Origin of the sequence: Hymenobacter plasmatis (assembly GCF_020711255.1) — a bacterium.
Classification (GTDB): Bacteria; Bacteroidota; Bacteroidia; order Cytophagales; family Hymenobacteraceae; genus Hymenobacter.
Genome location: NZ_JAJFAW010000016.1, coordinates 1 through 17,617 on the forward strand (window position 1 = coordinate 1; position 17,617 = coordinate 17,617).

14 protein-coding genes and 1 tRNA gene are annotated in these 17,617 nt (G+C 60.5%); 4 read left to right on the forward strand and 11 right to left on the reverse strand.

Features of this window, described 5'->3' with window-relative positions:
- Positions 1 to 149: 149 nt before the first annotated feature.
- Positions 150 to 584, forward strand: coding sequence for a hypothetical protein (locus LJ738_RS12535; RefSeq protein ID WP_227786648.1), 435 nt, complete (start codon positions 150 to 152; stop codon positions 582 to 584).
- Here LJ738_RS12535 and LJ738_RS12540 read toward each other — a convergent pair.
- Genes LJ738_RS12540 through LJ738_RS12550 form a run of 3 tightly spaced genes read right to left on the reverse strand, consistent with a single transcriptional unit; the run spans position 581 to position 4,482 of the window.
- Positions 581 to 2,428, reverse strand: a complete 1,848-nt coding sequence (locus LJ738_RS12540; RefSeq protein WP_227786649.1) for an ABC transporter ATP-binding protein — start codon at positions 2,426 to 2,428, stop codon at positions 581 to 583. The two genes, LJ738_RS12535 and LJ738_RS12540, sit on opposite strands and share 4 nt — an antisense overlap.
- Before the next feature lie 53 nt (positions 2,429 to 2,481).
- Positions 2,482 to 2,973, reverse strand: coding sequence for an energy transducer TonB (locus tag LJ738_RS12545; protein WP_227786650.1), 492 nt, complete (start codon positions 2,971 to 2,973; stop codon positions 2,482 to 2,484).
- 6 nt (positions 2,974 to 2,979) lie between these two features.
- Positions 2,980 to 4,482 (reverse strand): sodium:solute symporter, encoded by a 1,503-nt coding sequence (locus tag LJ738_RS12550; protein ID WP_227786651.1) that lies wholly within the window; start codon positions 4,480 to 4,482, stop codon positions 2,980 to 2,982.
- A gap of 177 nt (positions 4,483 to 4,659) precedes the next feature.
- Here LJ738_RS12550 and LJ738_RS12555 point away from each other — a divergent pair, with 177 nt between their 5' ends.
- Positions 4,660 to 5,835 (forward strand): thioredoxin family protein, encoded by a 1,176-nt coding sequence (locus tag LJ738_RS12555; RefSeq protein WP_227786652.1) that lies wholly within the window; start codon positions 4,660 to 4,662, stop codon positions 5,833 to 5,835.
- Positions 5,836 to 5,845: 10 nt separating this feature from the next.
- On the opposite strand, the gene LJ738_RS12560 is transcribed toward LJ738_RS12555, so the two are convergent.
- The 3 genes from LJ738_RS12560 to LJ738_RS12570 all read right to left on the reverse strand — a co-directional run bounded on the left by LJ738_RS12560 (position 5,846) and on the right by LJ738_RS12570 (position 9,685).
- A complete protein-coding gene (locus LJ738_RS12560) occupies positions 5,846 to 6,859 on the reverse strand; it encodes an MBL fold metallo-hydrolase (protein ID WP_227786653.1) in 1,014 nt (337 codons plus the stop codon).
- 83 nt (positions 6,860 to 6,942) lie between these two features.
- Positions 6,943 to 8,814 carry a M61 family metallopeptidase gene (locus LJ738_RS12565; protein ID WP_227786654.1) on the reverse strand — a complete coding sequence of 624 codons (1,872 nt, stop codon included), beginning with the start codon at positions 8,812 to 8,814 and terminating at the stop codon, positions 6,943 to 6,945.
- A gap of 169 nt (positions 8,815 to 8,983) precedes the next feature.
- The gene (locus LJ738_RS12570) at positions 8,984 to 9,685 is read right to left on the reverse strand and encodes a class I SAM-dependent methyltransferase (protein ID WP_227786655.1); all 702 of its coding nucleotides are present in this window, start codon (positions 9,683 to 9,685) and stop codon (positions 8,984 to 8,986) included.
- Between the two features lie 189 nt (positions 9,686 to 9,874).
- Here LJ738_RS12570 and LJ738_RS12575 point away from each other — a divergent pair.
- A tRNA-Leu gene (locus LJ738_RS12575) sits at positions 9,875 to 9,956 on the forward strand.
- A 97-nt stretch (positions 9,957 to 10,053) separates the two neighbouring features.
- On the forward strand, positions 10,054 to 10,737 hold the full coding sequence (locus LJ738_RS12580; protein WP_227786656.1) for a phosphatase PAP2 family protein: 684 nt from the start codon (positions 10,054 to 10,056) through the stop codon (positions 10,735 to 10,737).
- A gap of 45 nt (positions 10,738 to 10,782) precedes the next feature.
- Here LJ738_RS12580 and LJ738_RS12585 read toward each other — a convergent pair whose 3' ends face one another.
- The 5 genes from LJ738_RS12585 to LJ738_RS12605 form a co-directional block, all read right to left on the reverse strand.
- Positions 10,783 to 13,143 carry a GAF domain-containing protein gene (locus tag LJ738_RS12585; RefSeq protein ID WP_227786657.1) on the reverse strand — a complete coding sequence of 787 codons (2,361 nt, stop codon included), beginning with the start codon at positions 13,141 to 13,143 and terminating at the stop codon, positions 10,783 to 10,785.
- Between the two features lie 75 nt (positions 13,144 to 13,218).
- A complete protein-coding gene (locus LJ738_RS12590) occupies positions 13,219 to 13,773 on the reverse strand; it encodes a hypothetical protein (protein WP_227786658.1) in 555 nt (184 codons plus the stop codon).
- A gap of 113 nt (positions 13,774 to 13,886) precedes the next feature.
- Positions 13,887 to 14,546 carry a hypothetical protein gene (locus LJ738_RS12595; protein WP_227786659.1) on the reverse strand — a complete coding sequence of 220 codons (660 nt, stop codon included), beginning with the start codon at positions 14,544 to 14,546 and terminating at the stop codon, positions 13,887 to 13,889.
- 230 nt (positions 14,547 to 14,776) lie between these two features.
- Positions 14,777 to 16,174, reverse strand: a complete 1,398-nt coding sequence (locus LJ738_RS12600; protein ID WP_227786660.1) for a dicarboxylate/amino acid:cation symporter — start codon at positions 16,172 to 16,174, stop codon at positions 14,777 to 14,779.
- A gap of 154 nt (positions 16,175 to 16,328) precedes the next feature.
- Complete coding sequence (locus LJ738_RS12605; RefSeq protein ID WP_227786661.1) at positions 16,329 to 17,552, reverse strand: DUF6799 domain-containing protein; 1,224 nt, start codon at positions 17,550 to 17,552, stop codon at positions 16,329 to 16,331.
- Positions 17,553 to 17,617 lie beyond the last annotated feature (65 nt).

Here is a 17,617-nt window from a genome sequence, read left to right on the forward strand (position 1 = left end):
ACGACCCGCTCTTTTTGGCTGTCATAACAGAAGAAATATACGTCCTTCTTCCGTCCGGCTAGCTTAGACCACCTCATCCAAAGACCAAAGTGTTAAAAATATTAAATTAAGGGTTATTGCTCCCGCCGTTTCTCGCTATCCGTTATGCTATGGTACAGCACACCTTAAGTTCGGACCCATACCTCACTCTAACCTACGACGCCGACCACGACTGGCTCTACGCCAATTGGCACGGCCAAGTGGATAGCGAAGACGTCATGACGGGGTCGATAAATTTGTTGAATGCATTGCGAAGAGCGCAGTGTGCCAAAGTGCTCAACGACAACACCCATCTGTCCGGTATCTGGGCCGATGCGGCGATATGGGGCGCCGAAGAGCTGTTGCCTCAACTCTATGAAGCAGGCTGCCGCCATTTTGCATGGGTATATTCTCCCGAAATCTACAGCCGTCTTTCTACCGAAATTATCCTTGAACACACCAGGGCAGGGATTGTGATACGAACCTTCGACGACCTCGCCGCTGCCAGTATCTGGCTAGACCAAGTGCAGCCAGCGCCGCAAGTGGAGGCCCACACCCAAGCTTAGCTCAACTCAAATTGCAGCCGCAGCAGGTTCGCGTAGAGCCCGCCTTCGCGCTCGCTCAGCTCCTCGTGCGTGCCAGCCTCCACGATGCGGCCGCCGTCAATCACCAGGATTTTATCGACTTTGCGAATGGTCGAAAGCCGGTGCGCGATGATGAGGCTGGTGCGGTGTTCCATTAGTTCATCCAGAGCGCCCTGTACCAACTTTTCGCTTTCGCTGTCAAGAGAGGAGGTAGCTTCGTCCAGAATCAGGATGGCGGGGTTTTTCAGGATGGCGCGGGCAATGGCCACGCGCTGGCGCTGCCCACCCGAGAGCTTGATGCCGCGGTCGCCCACCACCGTATCGAGCGCCTCGGGAAAGGCCTGAATGAACTGCCAGGCGTTGGCCCGCTCGGCGGCTTCGATGATTTCGGCGTCGGACGCGCCCGGCTTGCCGTAGGCAATGTTCTCGCGGATGGTGCCGCCGAAGAGCAGGGTTTCCTGCGGCACGATGCCGATGTGTCGGCGCAGGGCCGTGAGGTCATAGTCCTGCACGTCGTGCCCATCCACGATGATGCGGCCGCCGCTGAGCGGATAAAATTGCATCAGCAGGCCGGCAATGGTGCTTTTGCCCGCGCCACTGGGCCCCACGAGGGCAATTTTCTCGCCCGCCGCGATGTGGAAGTTGATGTCCTTGAGCACCGCGATGTCGGGCCGGGTGGGGTAGCGGAAGGCCACGTGCTCGTAGCGGATGTCGCCCTGGATGCGGGCCGGCACCAGCCCCACGGCCGGCTCGATGTGCGTGGGCTCGGGCGTTTCGTCGAGGATTTCAAGAATTCGCTCCGAAGCGCCCAGCGTGCTTTGCACCTTGCCATACATCTCGCCGAGGCCCGCGATAGACGCGCCGATAAAGGCCGTGTAGAGCAGGAAAGTGAGCAGCTGGCTCACTTCGAGGTGGTCGGGGCCGGGCGAGTACACGAGCGTGGCCGCGCGCCACAGAATGAGGATGATGCCGCCGGTGAGGCCAATAATGACGAACGACACGAAGCCGCCCCGGAACAGGTTGCTGCGCAGCGCCGCCTGCACCACGCGGTTGAGCGAGGCGCCATAGCGCTGGGTTTCGAACTGTTCGTTGGTGAAGGCCTTCACCGAGTTGATGGCCTGCAGGGTTTCCTCCACAATGGTGTTGGTGGTGGCTAACTCCTGCTGGGTGCTGCGGGCCAGGGTGCGGATTTTGCGCCCGAACAGCCCCGCCGCCAGCACGATGGGCGGAAACGTGAGCAGCATGAACAGCGACAGCTTCACCGACACTATCATGATGGCCGTGATGCCGATAACCAGGGTAAACACCTGCCGGAACAGCTCGGCCAGGGTGAGCGAAAACGTATCCTGAATCTGGCTGACATCGGAAGTGATGCGCGAGGTAATGGCCCCGACGCGGTTCTGCTCGAAGAAGGGGATGGGCAGCTGCACGAACTTGGCGTAGAGCGCCTTGCGAATATCACGCACGGTGAACTCACTCACCTGCGTGAAAAACCAGATGCGCCCGAACGAGAAAAAGCCCTGAAACACGATGATGACGAACAGCAGCAGCGCAATGCTGTCGATGCCCAGCTCGATGCCGTTGGGCAGGATTACGGGCTTGTGGTTCGCCGCGTCGATGAGCTTGCCGGCCAGAAATGGAAACGCCATGAAGGTGCTGCTGCTGAGCAACAACATCATCAGGCCCACCGCAAACAGGCCCTTGTAGGGCAGCACGTAGCGGAAAATCCGCAGGCTGCGCTTGAGGGATTCCTTGTTTACTTTCGGTTTGGGCAGGTCGGCGGCGAGGGCGTCGCTGCCGCTGGTATTGAGTCCACTACGGGCCATTCAATAAATAAAATCAGGGCCCTGCGAATGCAAGGCTCTCACGAAAAATAATCTTAACGTCTCGGTTTTGGCTGACGACGGTTTTGCTCCACTTTTATTTCACCGGCGCCGCCAAAAGGCACGGGCAATTGAATGAGCACCAGCAGCGGCCGGCCGCGACGCATGGCGGGCTGCCAGCCCGTGAGCAGGGGCACCACGCGCAGGGCCTCGGCGTCGCACTCGGGCGAGAGTGACTTGGCCACCACGGGGTTGCTCACCGAGCCATCGGCGTTTACGGTAGCATTTACGAGCACCGTGCCGCTCAACTGCTTGGCACGGGCCGCGGCGGGGTAGTTGATGTGCTCCAGAAAAAACAAGCCCAGCGCCTGCTCGCCTCCCGGATACACTGGGGCCCGGTCGGGGCGGTTGGGGGCGGAGTGGGCCTGCACCTGCATGTGGTCGGCCTTGAGTACAATGGGCTCCTGGGTAGTGGGAGCGGGCTGCTGGGCCAGGGCCACCGGAGCGGCAGCTACTAGCAGCAGGAACGAGAAGATAGTCTTGGTCATAATGCCTTAAACCGCAGCTTGGGGTATCGGGTTCACCACGGCGGGGCGCGAAATGGCCAGCAGGCCCAGGTACACCAGCGCGCCGTTGAGCAGCAGGATTTCGAAGCCAAACTTGTAGCCGTTGAGCCACTCCACCGAGTGCGACACAATGAGCCAGGTGAGCAGCACCGCCGTTACGCAGGTGGGCAGCACCAGCCGGTCGCGCAGGTTGCGCCGGGTGAGAATGCCAAAGGCAAACAGCCCCAGCAGTGGCCCATAGGTGAAGCCCGCGGCCTTGTACACGGCATCAATCAGGCTCTGCTCGTTGATGACGCGGAAAATGAGGATGATGCCAATCAACACCACCGACCAGCCCAGGTGCGTGAACTGGCGCAGTTGGGCCTGCCGCTTCTCGGGATACTGGTTGATGCCGAGGAAGTCGACACAGAACGAGGTGGTGAGGGCCGTAAGGGCCGAGTCGGCCGAGGCGTAAGTAACGGCGATGATGCCCAGAATGAAGATGATGCCGGCCGTGAGCGAAAACTGCGTAGTGGCCAGAAACGGAAACACCTTGTCGGTATCCAGGCCGCCTTTCAGGTTCAGGAGCTGGGGCAGCTGCTCCAGGTGCAGGCCGCGGGCGGCGGCGTATTTGTACATCAGCACACCCAGGGTCAGGAATAGGATGTTGACGCACACAATGACCGGGGTGAACCAGAACAGGTTTTTCTGCGCCTCCCCCAGGCTGCGGCAGCTCAGGTTTTTCTGCATCAGGTCCTGGTCGAGGCCGGTCATGACGATGGTGATGAACATGCCCGAGGCGAACTGCTTCCAGAAGAACTTATCGTCCCGGAAATCAGAGAAGTAAACTTTCGACATCGGGCTGTCCGTCACGGACGTCACCAACTGCTTGAAGCCCAGGTTCAGGGCATCCGACATGAAGTAGATGCTCAGGCCCACGCAGCTCAACATGGCCAGGGTCTGGAAAGTATCGGTCCACAGAATGGTTTTCAGGCCCCCTTTGAAGGTGTAGAGGTAGATGAACAGGATGCTTACTACCACCGTAACGGCGAAGGGCACGCCCATGGCATCGAACACCGCCAGCTGCAGCACGCCGGCTACCAAGTACAGCCGCAGGGCCGAGCCCAACGACCTCGAAATCAGAAAGAACAGCGCGCCGGTCTTGTAGCTCCAATAGCCAAACCGCTGCTCCAGATACGAGTAGATGGACACCAGCCGCAGCCGGTAGTAAAGTGGCAGCAGAACGGTGCCAATGACCACGTAGCCGGCCACAAAGCCCAGTGCCACCGCCAGATAGCTCCAGCTTTTGCCGTACACGTTGCCCGGCACCGAAATGAACGTGACCCCCGACAGGGAGGTGCCAATCATGGCAAACGCCACCATGTACCACGGTGCGTTTCGGTTGGCCACAAAAAAACTTTCGCTCGTAGCCCCCCGCGAGGTGAGGATGGCAATGACGATGAGAACGGCAAAGTAGCCTGCAACGAGGCTCAAAACTAGAGTTGGCGACATAAGGAGCAAAGGTAGCGCCCATAAGCGCTGCGGTGTACCATAGAAGTTGGGCCGATATCTCAGGGTAGCGGAAGGCCTTACAGTGCCAGGATAATTTATATCTACATTTAAGCCTTTCAAGTCCGGCCCAACGCTTAGGATAAACTTCCCGCACTTTTTCTACCTCAATCCCGCAGCATGCGCTACCTATTCTACTGGCTCTTTATGTTGAGCACCCTTACGGCTCATGGCCAGCGAACTGGCGTAGCCTTCCAAGGCGGCAAATGGACGGAAGTGCTGGCAGCGGCTAAAAAGGCGCACAAGCCCGTGTTTTTCTACGCGTGGTCGCCCAGCTGCAGTCCCTGCGTGGGCATGTCGCGCGATGTCTTTCCCGATACCGCGGTAGCACGCTATTACAACGCTCATTTCGTGAGCTATAAGGCCAATATCGACGAAGGCGAGGGTAAAGCGCTGTCCACTCGGTACGGCATTCGGTCGCTGCCCGCCTACCTGTATTTCACGGCCGAGGGCAAGCCGCTGCACCGAAGCGGAGGCGGAAAACCTGCCGCTGAATTTATTCAGGATGGCCAGGATGCGCTCAACCCCAGCAAAGCATACTTCGCACTGAAAGACCGTTACGCTTCCGGGGACCGAACGGCCGCGCTGCTCTACGCCTTTAGCAAAGCCCCGGGTATCGCGCAAGAAGAAGCGCTGCATACCCAGGTAACGGGCGAGTACCTGAAAACCCAGAGTGCGCAGGAGATGTCTTCGCAGAAAAACCTGGAATACATTTTCAATCAGTTCCTGCCTTATGAGTCGCTGGCCACGCAGTATTTCCTGCAACATCAGGCCGAATTTGTGCCGAAGTTTGGGCAGGAGGCCGTTACCAGGAAAAGCCGGGAACTCATCAGCAATGCCGCCAACGCCCTTGGTCATAAGAACGACAAGGTTGGGCTGGGCAACCTGCAGCAATCAATAGCCCGGCTGCTGCCCGCCCAAGCCAAGCAGTGGCAGGAACTTGCCCAAGTCCAGTACTTCATGATGCAGCGCAACTGGCCGGCATACGTTGATGCCACGCTTGCTTACGGCCAGCAGTTCGCTGCCCAGGATAGTTTCACGCTGAACTATGCCACCGCCATTCTTACCGCTTTCGTCGACGACAAAGCACTGCTAGCCAAGGGAGACCAGATAATTCAACAAGCCATTGCCGCTGACAGAAGCCACTTTTACCTCCTTACACGGGCCAAACTCCTGCATAAGTTGGGCAACGATGCCGACGCTTCCACTGCGGCTATGGAATCAATAGCAGCGGCCACTAAAGCCGGAGCTAACCACGATGAAGCCACTGAGTTTCTGGCAGAAATCAAGAAGTAACGCCGGGGTGCTATTCCCAATCCTGCCAGCGCAGTACTTCGCCCACGGCGGGCGTGTGAAGCTCGCCGCGCAGCATGCCGCCCGCTGCCACGTCGGTGAGCTGGCGCAAGGGCTCCGAAGCGGGCTCGTCGGATAGGTCGAAGGTGCCGTAGTGCATGGGCACGATGTGGCCGGCCCGCAGCACGTTCACGGCCTTGGCGGCCTCGTGCGGATTGACGTGGCTCTTGGCCATCATGAAGGCAGGTTTGTAGGCCCCGATGGGCATCAGCACAATGTCGACGGGGCCAAACCGCTCTTCGATGGTCTCGAAATGCTCGGCATACGCGGTGTCGCCGGCGAAGTAGATGAGCTTGTCGGCGACCCGGATGAGGAAGCTGCCCCAGAGCACGCGGTTCAGGTCGGCCAGGCCCCGGCGGTGCCAGTGGGCCGCGGGCAGGTAAAAGATTTCCAGCGGCGCGTTTGGCCCCAAGTCGTATTGCTGCCACCAGCCGGCCTCCTGCACCGGCAGGCCCGGCGCCAGGCCTTGCAGCAGCGGCCCCATGCGCAGCGACGACAGCACCCGCATCTGCGGGTTCTGCTGCGCCAGCAGGCGCAGGGATTTTTCGTCCAGATGGTCACGGTGGCCGTGCGAGAGCAGCAGGTAGTCGATGCCTGTGATGGCCTCCGGCGCGCAGGGCAGGGCATGGCGGTGGCGCAGCCCAATTGAGCTAAACAGGACGGGGTCAAACAGCAGCGTCACGCCCGCCGCGCGCAGCAAAAAGCTGGAGTGCCCCAGCCACACCAGCATGTCTTCCTGGGCGGAAAACGCGGCCGTGCAGTCTACCACGGCGGGGGCCCAGGTGTCGGCCTTTTTCTCGGCCTTCTGCGGGTTAGCGGTGAGCTGCCACTTGAGCACGGTGGAAAACGCGGGCTCAAACAGCTCCTCGCCGTTGGCGAATTCATCGCCGAAAAGCTTGTTGCCGGGGTAGCCGGGCCGCACGGTTGGCAGGGCTTCGTTGCGGAGGTAAGAAATGCGTTTGGCCATAACCTGAAAGATAAAATTGCCCGATTACGCGCGGTAACCGGGCAATTTGTGTTGCTTAACTAACGAAACCCTACGCCGCGGGTTTAGTTGGCCACTTGGCTGGACAGCCACGCCTCGCGCAGTGCTTTCTGGCTGGGCGAATACACCATTTTCTCCACGGCTTCCACGGGCTTTACCTGCATGTTGGGGTCTTCGGAGAGGATGAGCTGCGTGGTTTTTTCGGCTCCGCCCCGGGTTCTCACCTTCACAAACACCACGTCGCTGGGCGAGTGCTTGCGCAGCACGCCGTCGAGGTCGGCGGGGCTCTTGAGGTCTTTGCCATCAAGCGTCACCAGCTGGTCGCCGCGGTCGATGCCGGCTTTGTAGAGGCCCGAGCCAACCTGGGTATTATAAGCCACTACGCAACGGGCGGACTCGTCGAATGCCACCTGGTGGGCGAGCGCCACCCCCGGCGTCCGGGCCGGCACCAGAGCCAGGCCCGCCCCGAGCAGGCTTTCGCTGAAGCGGGGCTGCTCGTGGCCGTACACGTACTGACGGAAGAAGCGGTTGGCAAATACGGTGTCTTTGCTCACCTCGCCCAGCACCCGCTGCAAATCCTTTACAGTGTAGGGGTTGGCGGGAGCGTAGCCTGCCTGCTTCTTGCCGTATTGCTCCCACATGGACTGCATAAACTTGTCGAGCGTGGTGCGGTAGTTTTGGCGCAGCTGCAAATCGAGCACCAGCGCAATGCCAGCGCCCTGGTCGTAGTACGACAGGTAGGTATTGCCGGAATTGAGCGGGTCGATGCTGGAGGCGGCGTCCATGAACGCGGCCTGGCGGCTCATGTCGATGGGGGAGGCGAAGCGCGCGCCGGGGCTGTTCTGGCGCAGGTTTACCCAGCGGCCGATGTCGCCGAGAAATTCTTCGTCCTCAATCAGCTTGGCCCGGCGCAGGGCCAGGCGGCCGTAGTACTGCGTGAAGCCTTCGGCAAACCACAGGGCGTCGCTCATGTTGGCCCGCTGGAAGTCAAACGGTTCCAGGTCGCAGGGGCGCAGGCGCTCCACGTTCCAGGCATGGAAGAATTCGTGCGCCACCGTGCCCAGGTTGCGCGTGGCCTCCTCGTTGTGCAGGGAGCGCGGGCTCGTGACGGAAGTGGAGTTTCGGTGCTCCATGCCGTCCCCGCTGGCCTGGGGCAGGTAGTCGGCCAGGAAGGTGTAGCGGCCAAAATCATAGGTGGGCAGCTCACCAAAAATCGCCTTTTCCTCCTTCACCACCTGCTGTACTTTCTTGGCGTAGGCATCCACTTCGGCCACGGGGCCCTGGTAGAGCACAGCCAGCTCAATGGTCTGGTCGCCCTCGGGCCAGGTGCGCACCTGCTGGGCGCCCAGGGAAACCGGGCTGTCCATAAGGTACTGCAGGTTAGGGGCGGTGTAGGTGGTTTTGTCGGCGCTGGCCCGCAGCTGGGTGGCCACCTGCCAGCCGGCGGGTAGGTCAAATTTCACTTCGGCGGGGCGGCCTTCCAGGCCCGTGGCGTAGCACAGCGTGGCGGGCATGTTGAGGTGGGCGTGCTGCTGGTCGATGCCGGCGTAGGTGCCGTCGGTGCGGTCGCCGTAGAGGGTGTAGTTGAACACCACGGTGCCATCGGCGCCGGTCTTCACGTCCCAGCCATACGGGTCGGGCCGGTTGAGCGATAGGGGCTGGTTGCTGCCATTGGTGGCCACCACGTAATACACGTTTTTGGCAAACTCGTGCAGCGAGTAGCGCCCCGGCGAGCTGCGGGCCATGCGCACATGCAGCACCTGCCCACTGGGCACCCCCGAAAACGTGGCCGTAATCCGGGCCTCGTGGTGCACCGCGTTGGGAAACGCCACCGAGTACCGCACGGCCGGGCCTGCATCGGCCTTCGCCTGGGCCTGCGCCTCTGTCCCTGCCAGGCTCAGTGTCAGTAGAATAGTGGCAGTAATAACCTGTTTCATGAGCAGAAATAATAGCGAGCCTAAGAAATTCAAAAACCAAGCTGAAACAGCTAGGCGCACAAAGTTGCTGTAAACCTGCAATAGGAACTTGGTTGGTGCGCTAAAAATTGGGTTCGGTACTGCTAAATTGATGTTTGAGCCTTCTGCAGCGCCTGCAGTAGCTAGCACATCAATCTTGCGGAATAGCTTCAATCTGCCTAAAAACTGCGGCTTCCACGGCCCCACCAAAAAACACGGCGCTGCTCGTTGGGCTAAGCCCGAGGCGGCCCAACGCCGGGTGCAGGTCGGGCAGCTCCCGTGCCCGCAGGCCCGTCGTGAGCCGAAAAAAAACATACATGAGTGTGAGCAACACCCGGCGCCAGCCCCGCCGGGCTGGGCGGAAATCTGCCAGTAGCCACGGCGCCCCCGGCCGCTGGGCGGCCCGTAATTGCGCCAGGGCCGTTTCAATCTCGGAAAGCGCAATGCAGTCGAGCACGAAAAAGGTAATAATGGTGTCGAATTGCTCCATCGGGCCTAGCGCGGCCTGCGTACCGTGGCGAAACTCCACCTGAGCAGATGTATGGGGGCATTCCTGGGCTAGCCGGGTGCGGGCGCGGGCCAGCATATTCGGCGACGCTTCGAGGTAGAGCACCGTGGCCTGGGGTCGGCGCCGCAGCACCTCCGTGAGTATCCAGCCCGTGCCTCCGCCCAGAATGAGCACGCGCGGGGCCCCGGCCGGCAACCCGGCCAGCGCCGCCCGCTGCGCTTTTTTCAGGGTGGGCCCAAACACCAGGCCGGTGAGCGCATCGTAGCACCACGCCACGCGGTCGAACCCCGTGAGTGGCTCGGTGGCCGCAGAGGCTGGAAGTGGGGCAGCAATTGGGTCGGGCATGTAAAAAGAGAGGAGGGAAGAAAAAAAATGGCTCTGCAAGTAACTGAGAAACAATTATCGGTGGCGCAATACGCCCGGGCGCTGCGAAAAAATTGGGCTGGGTGTTGTTTAGCTGCAAAATGGGACTGTATCTTTGCACCATCAAAAGGCCGCACTTCCTAACGGAGAGCGGCTTTTTGCCCACTGCATGCGCTTGTGGCGAAATTGGTAGACGCGCTGTCTTCAGGCGGCAGTTCCGCAAGGTGTGGGAGTTCGAGTCTCCCCGAGCGCACGTTTTTGAAAAAGCCAGCCCAATTGGGCTGGCTTTTTTCGTTTTGCGTATTTGGGGTACCAAAACCTCTCCTCGCATTTTAGCGGCCCACGTGCCTATGAACCGCTTTACCTCCCGCTTGCTGGCGCTGGCCGGCCTGCTCACCCTCGAAATCGTGTTTGGGGCGGTGCTTTTTGTGGCGGCGTTTGCGGTGTTTTTTTACCTGGCCCGGGTCGTGTTCGTGCACCACTCCATGGCGCTCGACAACTGGGCGTCGGGCATCGTCGACAGCTGGCGCCATACCATTCCCGGCCTCACGGGGCCCGTGCGGTTCGTGACCTTCTTTGCGGCGCTGCCGTTTTTGCTGCCTGGAAGCATTCTGGCCTCCTTTCTGATACGCCGGGCCGGCCACCCCCGCGAAGGCTGGGAACTGGTCCTAGCCATGTTCGGCGGCATCGTGCTCAACCAGTTGCTGAAGTGGTACTTCGGGCGGCCGCGGCCCAGCAACGCCCTGCTCCACACCCTGGGCCTGAGCTTTCCCAGCGGGCACGCCATGCTGGGCATGACGTTCTACGGCTGCCTGGCATGGCTGCTGGCGAGGCACTTTGCGCGGCCCGGCTTGGTCGCGCCGCTGCTGATTTGGGTGGGGCTGATTGGGCTGACCCGCGTGTACCTGCACGCACACTACGCCACCGATGTGCTGGCCGGCTTTGCCGGCGGCGCAGCCTGGCTGGTGGTCTGCCGGGCCGGGCTCAAGCTGTTCTGGAAGGAAGAGGAAGTGGTGTTGGGCGCCAAGGAGTAAGGTGCAGACACTTCTTCCTGCGGCTGGCCCACCCGTTTCTCATGTCTACAGCTTTACCTGCACACGCAAGGCCAGCAGGCCCTTCACGCCTTGTAGCTCTTCCAGCTCTAACTCCTCCACGCCGGGCTCCAGCAGGCCGCGGTCCTGCAGGTAGTCGATGTACTCGACGTACTCCACGGCCTCGCGGGTTTGGGCGTATACCAGGGCAATGGTGCCGGGCTGGGTTAGCCGCTCGCCGGTGCCTTGCACAGTGGCCTTGTCAATGCGCTTCTTGATGATTTCGTAGCGGATGTTGTAGGCCCCGTCCACGTCGAACTGGCGCTCATCCTGCCGGAAGCGAATGCTGAGCGGCTGGCCGTGAATGAGAATGAGCTGCGTGGTTTCGAGTGGCACGGGCAGCGTATCGCGCAAGGCGGCGGTGCGGCGCGTGATTTCCACCATCGTCAGCAGCTGCCACAGCCGCAGGTTTTTCAGGAAAACCAGGTCGAAGGGCTTGTTCTCCACCAGCGTGCCGCCCACGTAGATGTTGTACTCCACGCCATCGGTTTTGTAGCGCTGGAAGTAGTGCGGAAACATGTGCTGCGCCTTGTCCTCTTCCTCGTCGAGAAAGTCGCTCACGGCATCGTTCAGGGTGGTCACGCTCACCTCAAAGTCCTTCCGGCGCTTGTAGAGAATACCGAGCTTGTCGTCGATATTATCCCAATACTTCGTGATGACGGGGCGCAGCTCGGGCGTGTGCGTGGCCAGGTACTCAAACAACGGCTCCACTTCGCGCGAAAGCGAGTCGTAGATGTTGGCTTCGTCGCCAGAAAGCATGCCCTCGTGCAGGCGCTTTAGGTTCTTGGTAACGTAGAACTTGAGCTCGTCGAGGATGGGCAGGTGCTGGTACTCGGAGGCCTTTTTCAGGACCTTGTTGGCCAGGGTGAGGTGCTCAATCAGGTCGCCCTGAATGGCTTCGTTGCGCGCCGTGCTGCTGCCCCGAATGTCGCAGGAGCCGTGCAGCGGGTACACGTCCTCAAACACAATGGCCTCCATCTCGGCGTTGCGGTTGCCGGCATCGAGCTCGGCGAGCAGGTTGCGGGCCGCGTCCATAAAGCGCCACTCCATGGTGGGGTGAATGGCCGTAAACTTCTCGCGGATAATGGCATGCACCCGCGCCTGCAGGTCCTCGGCGTTGCGCTTCACGGCCACCGCAAACAGGGGCATGAATTGGGCCACCTTGTCCATGTCGAACTCATCGAGCCCGCCCACCGCCGGCGTGCCCAGCTCCAGCAAGCCCACCGTGTCGTTGCCATAGGGCAGCAGCGCCAAGATGGTGGAATGAATGCCCAGCCCCAGGATTTGCTGGCGCAGGTCTTCGGGGATGTCGGCCGTGGCCACGTCCTTCATTACCAGGGGCTCGCGCTCGCGCAGGAGGCGGTCATAAATCAGCCGGAAGCTGCTGCTGGCCGACTGGTGCTGCACCTGCTTGGTGAGGAAGCTGTGGTTGATTTTGCGCCCAAAATCCACAAAGGCGCGCTTTTTCTCATCGTAGGCCGCTATGCCGAGCTGCAGCGCCGGCTGCGCAAACAGCACCCGCAGCTTCTCCTGAATCTGCTCGAAGCGGGCTGGGGTTTGCAGCACGTCGCGCTCCAGTAGGTCGTATTTCAGCTCCGATAGTATCTCCTGCTCGGTCACGTCGACTAGCTGGATGATATTGAAGCCTTCCAGCTCAAAGTGCTCGGCGGGCAGCAGCTCGCTCCACAGCTCGGGGCGGTGGCGGTTGTGGATGAGCGTTTCCACCTGCTCGGGCGTGAGCACCGGCGGCTCGCCCACCACTTTTACCCGCACAAAGTCGGAGTTGAACACCACCCCGTAATGGCGGTACAGCCCAATTTTGTAGTCCGGCACCGTGAAAATAATGGTGCCTAGGGCCGGCAGCTCGGCCCCGTACACGCGGTGCAGCACGAGGTGGTAGGCCATCAGCCCCATTTGTCGCTCCATGGCCGCCATGTCGATGTTGAGCGGCTGCTTGATGGTGCGGTCCTTGTTGAGCATCACCGCTTCGAACAAGCGAGTAGAATAGAAGCTGCGCCGCTGAAACGGCCCAATCACCCCGCTGATGTCGGTGGCAAACGAGGCGGGCGGAAACACCGCCATCATGAGCGTTTCAATTAAGTCGCAGCCGCACTCCACCACCGAGTGGTCGGTGAGGGGGCCGCGGCACCAAGATTCCTGCGCTACCTGCTGGGAAATGGCGTGGGCCAGCAAGGCCACCCCGGAATTGGTGGATTGCTCGCGCTCCTGCCAGTAGGCAATGAGTGGCTCCAGGCTGAGCGTGGAACGGAACGGGAAAAGCGACGGGGCGGCGTTTTGGCGCGACTCGGGCAGCGCCGGGGCTACCGGAGAGGGGGTTTCAGCAGGCATGGTAACGAAAAACACGAATTTCCGGCCAAACGTTGCAGCGCGGTAGGTACTATACGCGAGCCACTTCCGGCGCGGCTACTTGACTAACTCGATGTACGGCTTTTGCTTGAGGTCGATTACAAAAGCACTGTCGGCTGCCGCGCTGTTGCGCTTGGGCCGGGCGGCATAAACCGTTTTTTTGGTATTGGTGTAGCAGGTGCAGCAGCCGCTGCCGTCGAGGCTGCCGGCCAGCCGGGTGCTGTCGATAACCAACACCGTGGTGGGTACAGGCTTGCTTTGCGGCGGCTGCACCAAGTATTGCACCACGTAGCGGTACTTGTTGAGCTTGGCAGTTCCGGCTTGGGCAAACGGCGTGGTGTTGTTGATGACCACACTGTCGCGGGCCCGGGCCGCCGTGCGAATCAGCGTGACCGTTTCCGGCTTGGTCGTGGTGCTGTAGGGGAGCGGCGAGCGCTGAATGATAATGGTGTCCAGGTCGGCAGTCGCAAAGCGCGGCGAGAAGCGCAGCTTGATGGCATCCGCTTGGTCATCCTGGCAGTTGCAGACGTTGTTGGCGCAGCAGCCACTCATCAGCAGGACTGCGGTTAGGAAAAAAGCAGTAGAAACTCGAAAGGGCAGAAGGTGAGCCATAGCAGGCCAAAGGTAAGGCCCGTAGCACCCACCTCGGCCGCATTGGGCTGAAGCTGGGCACTACGGGCCAGACGATATCAAAAATTGAGCTGAGGCAGAGCCCCGGCCGGAGCTTAACGGCTGCCGGTAACGACCGACGACGAAGGCAGGGTGGGGTTCTCCACGGTACCGCCCGAGAGCAGCAGCGGGCGCAGGCGGGCGGCCGCCGTATCGAGCTGGGGCCGAATCTGGGCCATGGCACCGCGCAGGGCAATGATGTCGGCCAGGCGCGGAGCGGTGGTTTGGGAGTAGCCGTGGTACATAGCCACCTTTACGGCGGAGGTGCCCGTGCCCGCGTAGGTACCCAGCAGGTTGCCAGCCGCGTCGCTCACTTCCACTTCGGCCTGCAGGGTGGTCTTGTACCACTCCAGCGGAATGCCCAGGATGGCGGGCAGCATAAACGTGATAACCTGAATGCCCTGCAAGCCGCGGCCCGTGCGCACGGTGCGCACTTTCTTCACCACCAGCTTGGCGTAGCCATAGGTTGCCGTATCGGTGGCCTCCGTCAGGTTCACGCGGCACTCTTGTTGAAACAGCTTGAGCGGGTCCTCGGGCAGTGCGCCGTCGTTCATCGCCAACGGGCCTTGGTCGGCCATGATTTCCAGGGCGGGCAGGCGCTTGGAAATGCTAGCAGTAGGCGTGCTTTTCATCATGGACTTCACCGACACACAGGCTGGCGCTGCCAGCAGGGCCGGAGCAAGTGCCAGCAGGGCAAGTTGACGAGTGAGCTTCATAGCTGTAAATTAGTGAGAATAAGGGTAAAGGGAAAGCAGGGCTTCAAAAAATGCCAAAATGTAGGCCAATGCGATGTAACCTGAGCTAAGAGAAGCTAAATTACCTGATATAGATGGCAAACATGTTGTTTCTCGGTGAACGGAGCAAAAAAACCTGCTACCGTAGGCAATTTGGAAGGTCAACTTTACTAGCTTTCCCCTGCTCAAAAATTACAATAAATAAGGATTGCCTATTTATAAATAGGCTCTTCTATTGCGGTTAGCTCTGGGTTATGGTAGTTATCGATAAACTCGCCTTCCCAGCGGGCCACTACCGCCGAGGCCAGGCAGTTGCCGAGCACGTTTACGGCGGTCCGAGCCATGTCCATCAGGGCGTCGATACCCAGGATGATGAACACCGGCCAGGCCGGCAGGTTGAAGGAGGCTACCGTAGCCAGCAGAATAACCAGCGATGCCCGGGGCACGCCGGCCACGCCTTTGCTGGTGAGCATAAGGGTGAATACCATCAGCAGTTGCTGCCCAAAGGTGAGCGGTACGCCCGCGGCCTGGGCTACAAACACCGCCGCCAGCGAGAGGTACAGCGTGGTGCCGTCCAGGTTAAACGAGTAGCCGGTGGGCATCACGAAGGCCACAATGCGGCGCGGCACCCCGATGGATTCCATGGCTTCCATGGCGCGGGGCAACGCTGCCTCCGATGAGGTAGTAGCGAAAGCGATGCTCACCGGCTCGGCCACGGCCGCCAGGAAGCGGCGCAGCGGGATGCGGGCAATCAGGGCCACCGGCAGCAGAACCAGCACGGCAAACGCAATAAGGGCCCCGTACAGCGTCAGGAGCAGTTGCAGGGCATTGAGCAGCGGCGCAAAACCCATTTTGCCCACCGTATAGGCCAGGGCCCCGCCCACGCCTAATGGCGCGAAATACATCACCACGTTGGTGAACTTAAACATCACCTCCGAGAGGCTTTCGCAGAACTCCAGCATCACGCGACGGGGGCGCTCGGGGGTGAGGGCCAGCCCAATGGCGAACAGGATGGCAAAAATTACTACTTGCAGCACCTGGCCCTCGGCTACCGACTTGGCAATGTTTTCGGGGAAGATGTGCAGGATGATGTCCGACGCGGTTTGGGGCGGGGCGGCGGCCAGTGCTTCTTCCTTCACACCCGCCTGGCTGATGCCCACGCCGGCTTTGGTGAGGTTGATGGCCGCCAGCCCGATAAACAAGGCGAACGTCGTGACAATCTCGAAGTACACCAGGGCCTTCAAGCCCATGCGGCCTACCTGCTTGAGGTTGGCGTGGCCCGCAATGCCCACTACCAGCGTCGCAAAAACCAGCGGCGCAATAATGGTTTTAACGAGCCGCAGGAAGGCGTCGCTCAGTACTTTGAGGTTCATGGCCACGCCGGGCGCATCGTGGCCCAGCTCAATGCCGACCAGCATGCTGACCACAATCCAGAGCGTGAGCGAGCGACGTGGCGCAACGGCTCCGGCCACGGCCGCCAGGGCCAGCCAGCGCGCCGCCACCGGAACGGCGTGGGGTAGCGCGAGTAAATTATTGGCAGTCAGTATGGTGACAATGAGCGCCAGGAGTAAAAGCGTAACCGCAACGAGGAGTAAGCGAGATTTCGTCATGCAACTAAAAAGGCCGGGATAACGGATTGAAGGCCTAAAGAACGGCATTATCCAGCCAGCAAGCCCGTAGGCGCCCCAAGCGCGGGCGCCAGACAGAACAAAAACGCCTCGTAACCAATGATTACGAGGCATTTTGGTAAGGCCAAAGGCTGTGCTAAGGCAGCGACAGTAGGTAGCCCATGGTGAAGTTGGTATCGAAGCCGAACACGAACTGCTGGCAACCCGTAGCCGCGGCCACTGCCTCATAGATATTGAGGCCGGCCTTGGCTTTGGCGGTGTTGAGCTGAGTGTAGTAGCTGGCGGGCTTGAGCACGGTGTAGGGCTCCTGGCCCTGCCGCACGGCCTTGGCCAGCTCGTAGGGCGCCCCTCCTATAATAAAGCACGTGCCGCGCAGGTTAGCGGGTACTTGCCCGGCCTTGTTTTTTACATCGGCGGCTACCACGGCATCGGCCGTGTGCTTTTCGTAGTACTTGGAGCCGTACGAATCGGTCACGCGGGTTTCTTTGCCTTCCAGCCAGGCAATTTTGCTGTTGGCAGAGCCTAGGTCCAGCACAAAGGCTTTGTTGGCAAAACCGGGAGGCAGGGCGGCTAGCAGGCCCAGTTCGCCTTCGCGCTCCGGCGTCACCGTCGTTACCACGTACTTAAGCTCTTCCAGTCCCTTCACGATGTTGTGTGTGCCCTGCGACAGCGCCGCGCCCGAGCTCATCACAAAGTGAATGTCGCGCGCCGACACCCCAAAGTCGAGCATCTGGCCAATGTAGGCCTTCAGGCCGGTGCGGATATCGGCGGCGGTGGCCATGTTTTCCATCACCAGGCTATTGCCAAACTCGGATTTTTCCAGCTTCCAGTTCCGTTTTTCGTCCATGCGAATGATGAACAGGTTGAAGCCGCTGGCCCCGAGCTCCACCACCCCGCGCAGCTTGCCATTGACGGGCGCCGTGGGCCGGTACGTAAAGGCCGGTGCTACCGGAGCGTCTGCTACGTGAGCCGGAGCAGGAGCTACTGGAGCTGGGGCAGGGGCTGGCGACGGTGCCGCTTCCATAAGGGCCAGCATGGGAGCTTCGGGGGCGGGTGCCTTCTGAAGGAGGTCACCGGTCAAGCTCAACATGTCGCCTTCCTGCAATACCACCCGCTTGCCGCTGGTGAGCACCACCGACTGGGTGCGGTACTCCACCCGCACGCCGTTGGGCAAGGTGATGTCCTGGCTCAACGGCTTCGACTGGTTGCCGGTCTGGAGCACCATGGCCTGGTTCTGCACTTTAAACCATGGGATGTAGCCCCGGGCTTCGGTGGATTTGGTCTGGGCAGCGGCCTGCTGGGTGCTGCTGGCCAGTAATATGGCGCTGAGAAGGAGGGAGGCAAGTAACGGTTTTTTCATCGGAGTGGGGGCGAAGCAGATTTCGGCGTTTTAGATGGAACGGAGAAGAATTATAACGCTGCAAA

What these genes read in the sequence shown, in the direction of transcription:
- LJ738_RS12570 (WP_227786655.1), bottom strand. Translation starts at nt 9,685, where the DNA reads ATGCCCGACCCAATTGCTGCCCCACTTCCAGCCTCTGCGGCCACCGAG.
- LJ738_RS12540 (WP_227786649.1), bottom strand. Translation starts at nt 2,428, where the DNA reads ATGGCCCGTAGTGGACTCAATACCAGCGGCAGCGACGCCCTCGCCGCC.
- LJ738_RS12535 (WP_227786648.1), top strand. Translation starts at nt 150, where the DNA reads ATGGTACAGCACACCTTAAGTTCGGACCCATACCTCACTCTAACCTAC.
- LJ738_RS12555 (WP_227786652.1), top strand. Translation starts at nt 4,660, where the DNA reads ATGCGCTACCTATTCTACTGGCTCTTTATGTTGAGCACCCTTACGGCT.
- LJ738_RS12595 (WP_227786659.1), bottom strand. Translation starts at nt 14,546, where the DNA reads ATGAAGCTCACTCGTCAACTTGCCCTGCTGGCACTTGCTCCGGCCCTG.
- LJ738_RS12605 (WP_227786661.1), bottom strand. Translation starts at nt 17,552, where the DNA reads ATGAAAAAACCGTTACTTGCCTCCCTCCTTCTCAGCGCCATATTACTG.
- LJ738_RS12565 (WP_227786654.1), bottom strand. Translation starts at nt 8,814, where the DNA reads ATGAAACAGGTTATTACTGCCACTATTCTACTGACACTGAGCCTGGCA.
- LJ738_RS12560 (WP_227786653.1), bottom strand. Translation starts at nt 6,859, where the DNA reads ATGGCCAAACGCATTTCTTACCTCCGCAACGAAGCCCTGCCAACCGTG.
- LJ738_RS12545 (WP_227786650.1), bottom strand. Translation starts at nt 2,973, where the DNA reads ATGACCAAGACTATCTTCTCGTTCCTGCTGCTAGTAGCTGCCGCTCCG.
- LJ738_RS12600 (WP_227786660.1), bottom strand. Translation starts at nt 16,174, where the DNA reads ATGACGAAATCTCGCTTACTCCTCGTTGCGGTTACGCTTTTACTCCTG.
- LJ738_RS12585 (WP_227786657.1), bottom strand. Translation starts at nt 13,143, where the DNA reads ATGCCTGCTGAAACCCCCTCTCCGGTAGCCCCGGCGCTGCCCGAGTCG.
- LJ738_RS12590 (WP_227786658.1), bottom strand. Translation starts at nt 13,773, where the DNA reads ATGGCTCACCTTCTGCCCTTTCGAGTTTCTACTGCTTTTTTCCTAACC.
- LJ738_RS12580 (WP_227786656.1), top strand. Translation starts at nt 10,054, where the DNA reads ATGAACCGCTTTACCTCCCGCTTGCTGGCGCTGGCCGGCCTGCTCACC.
- LJ738_RS12550 (WP_227786651.1), bottom strand. Translation starts at nt 4,482, where the DNA reads ATGTCGCCAACTCTAGTTTTGAGCCTCGTTGCAGGCTACTTTGCCGTT.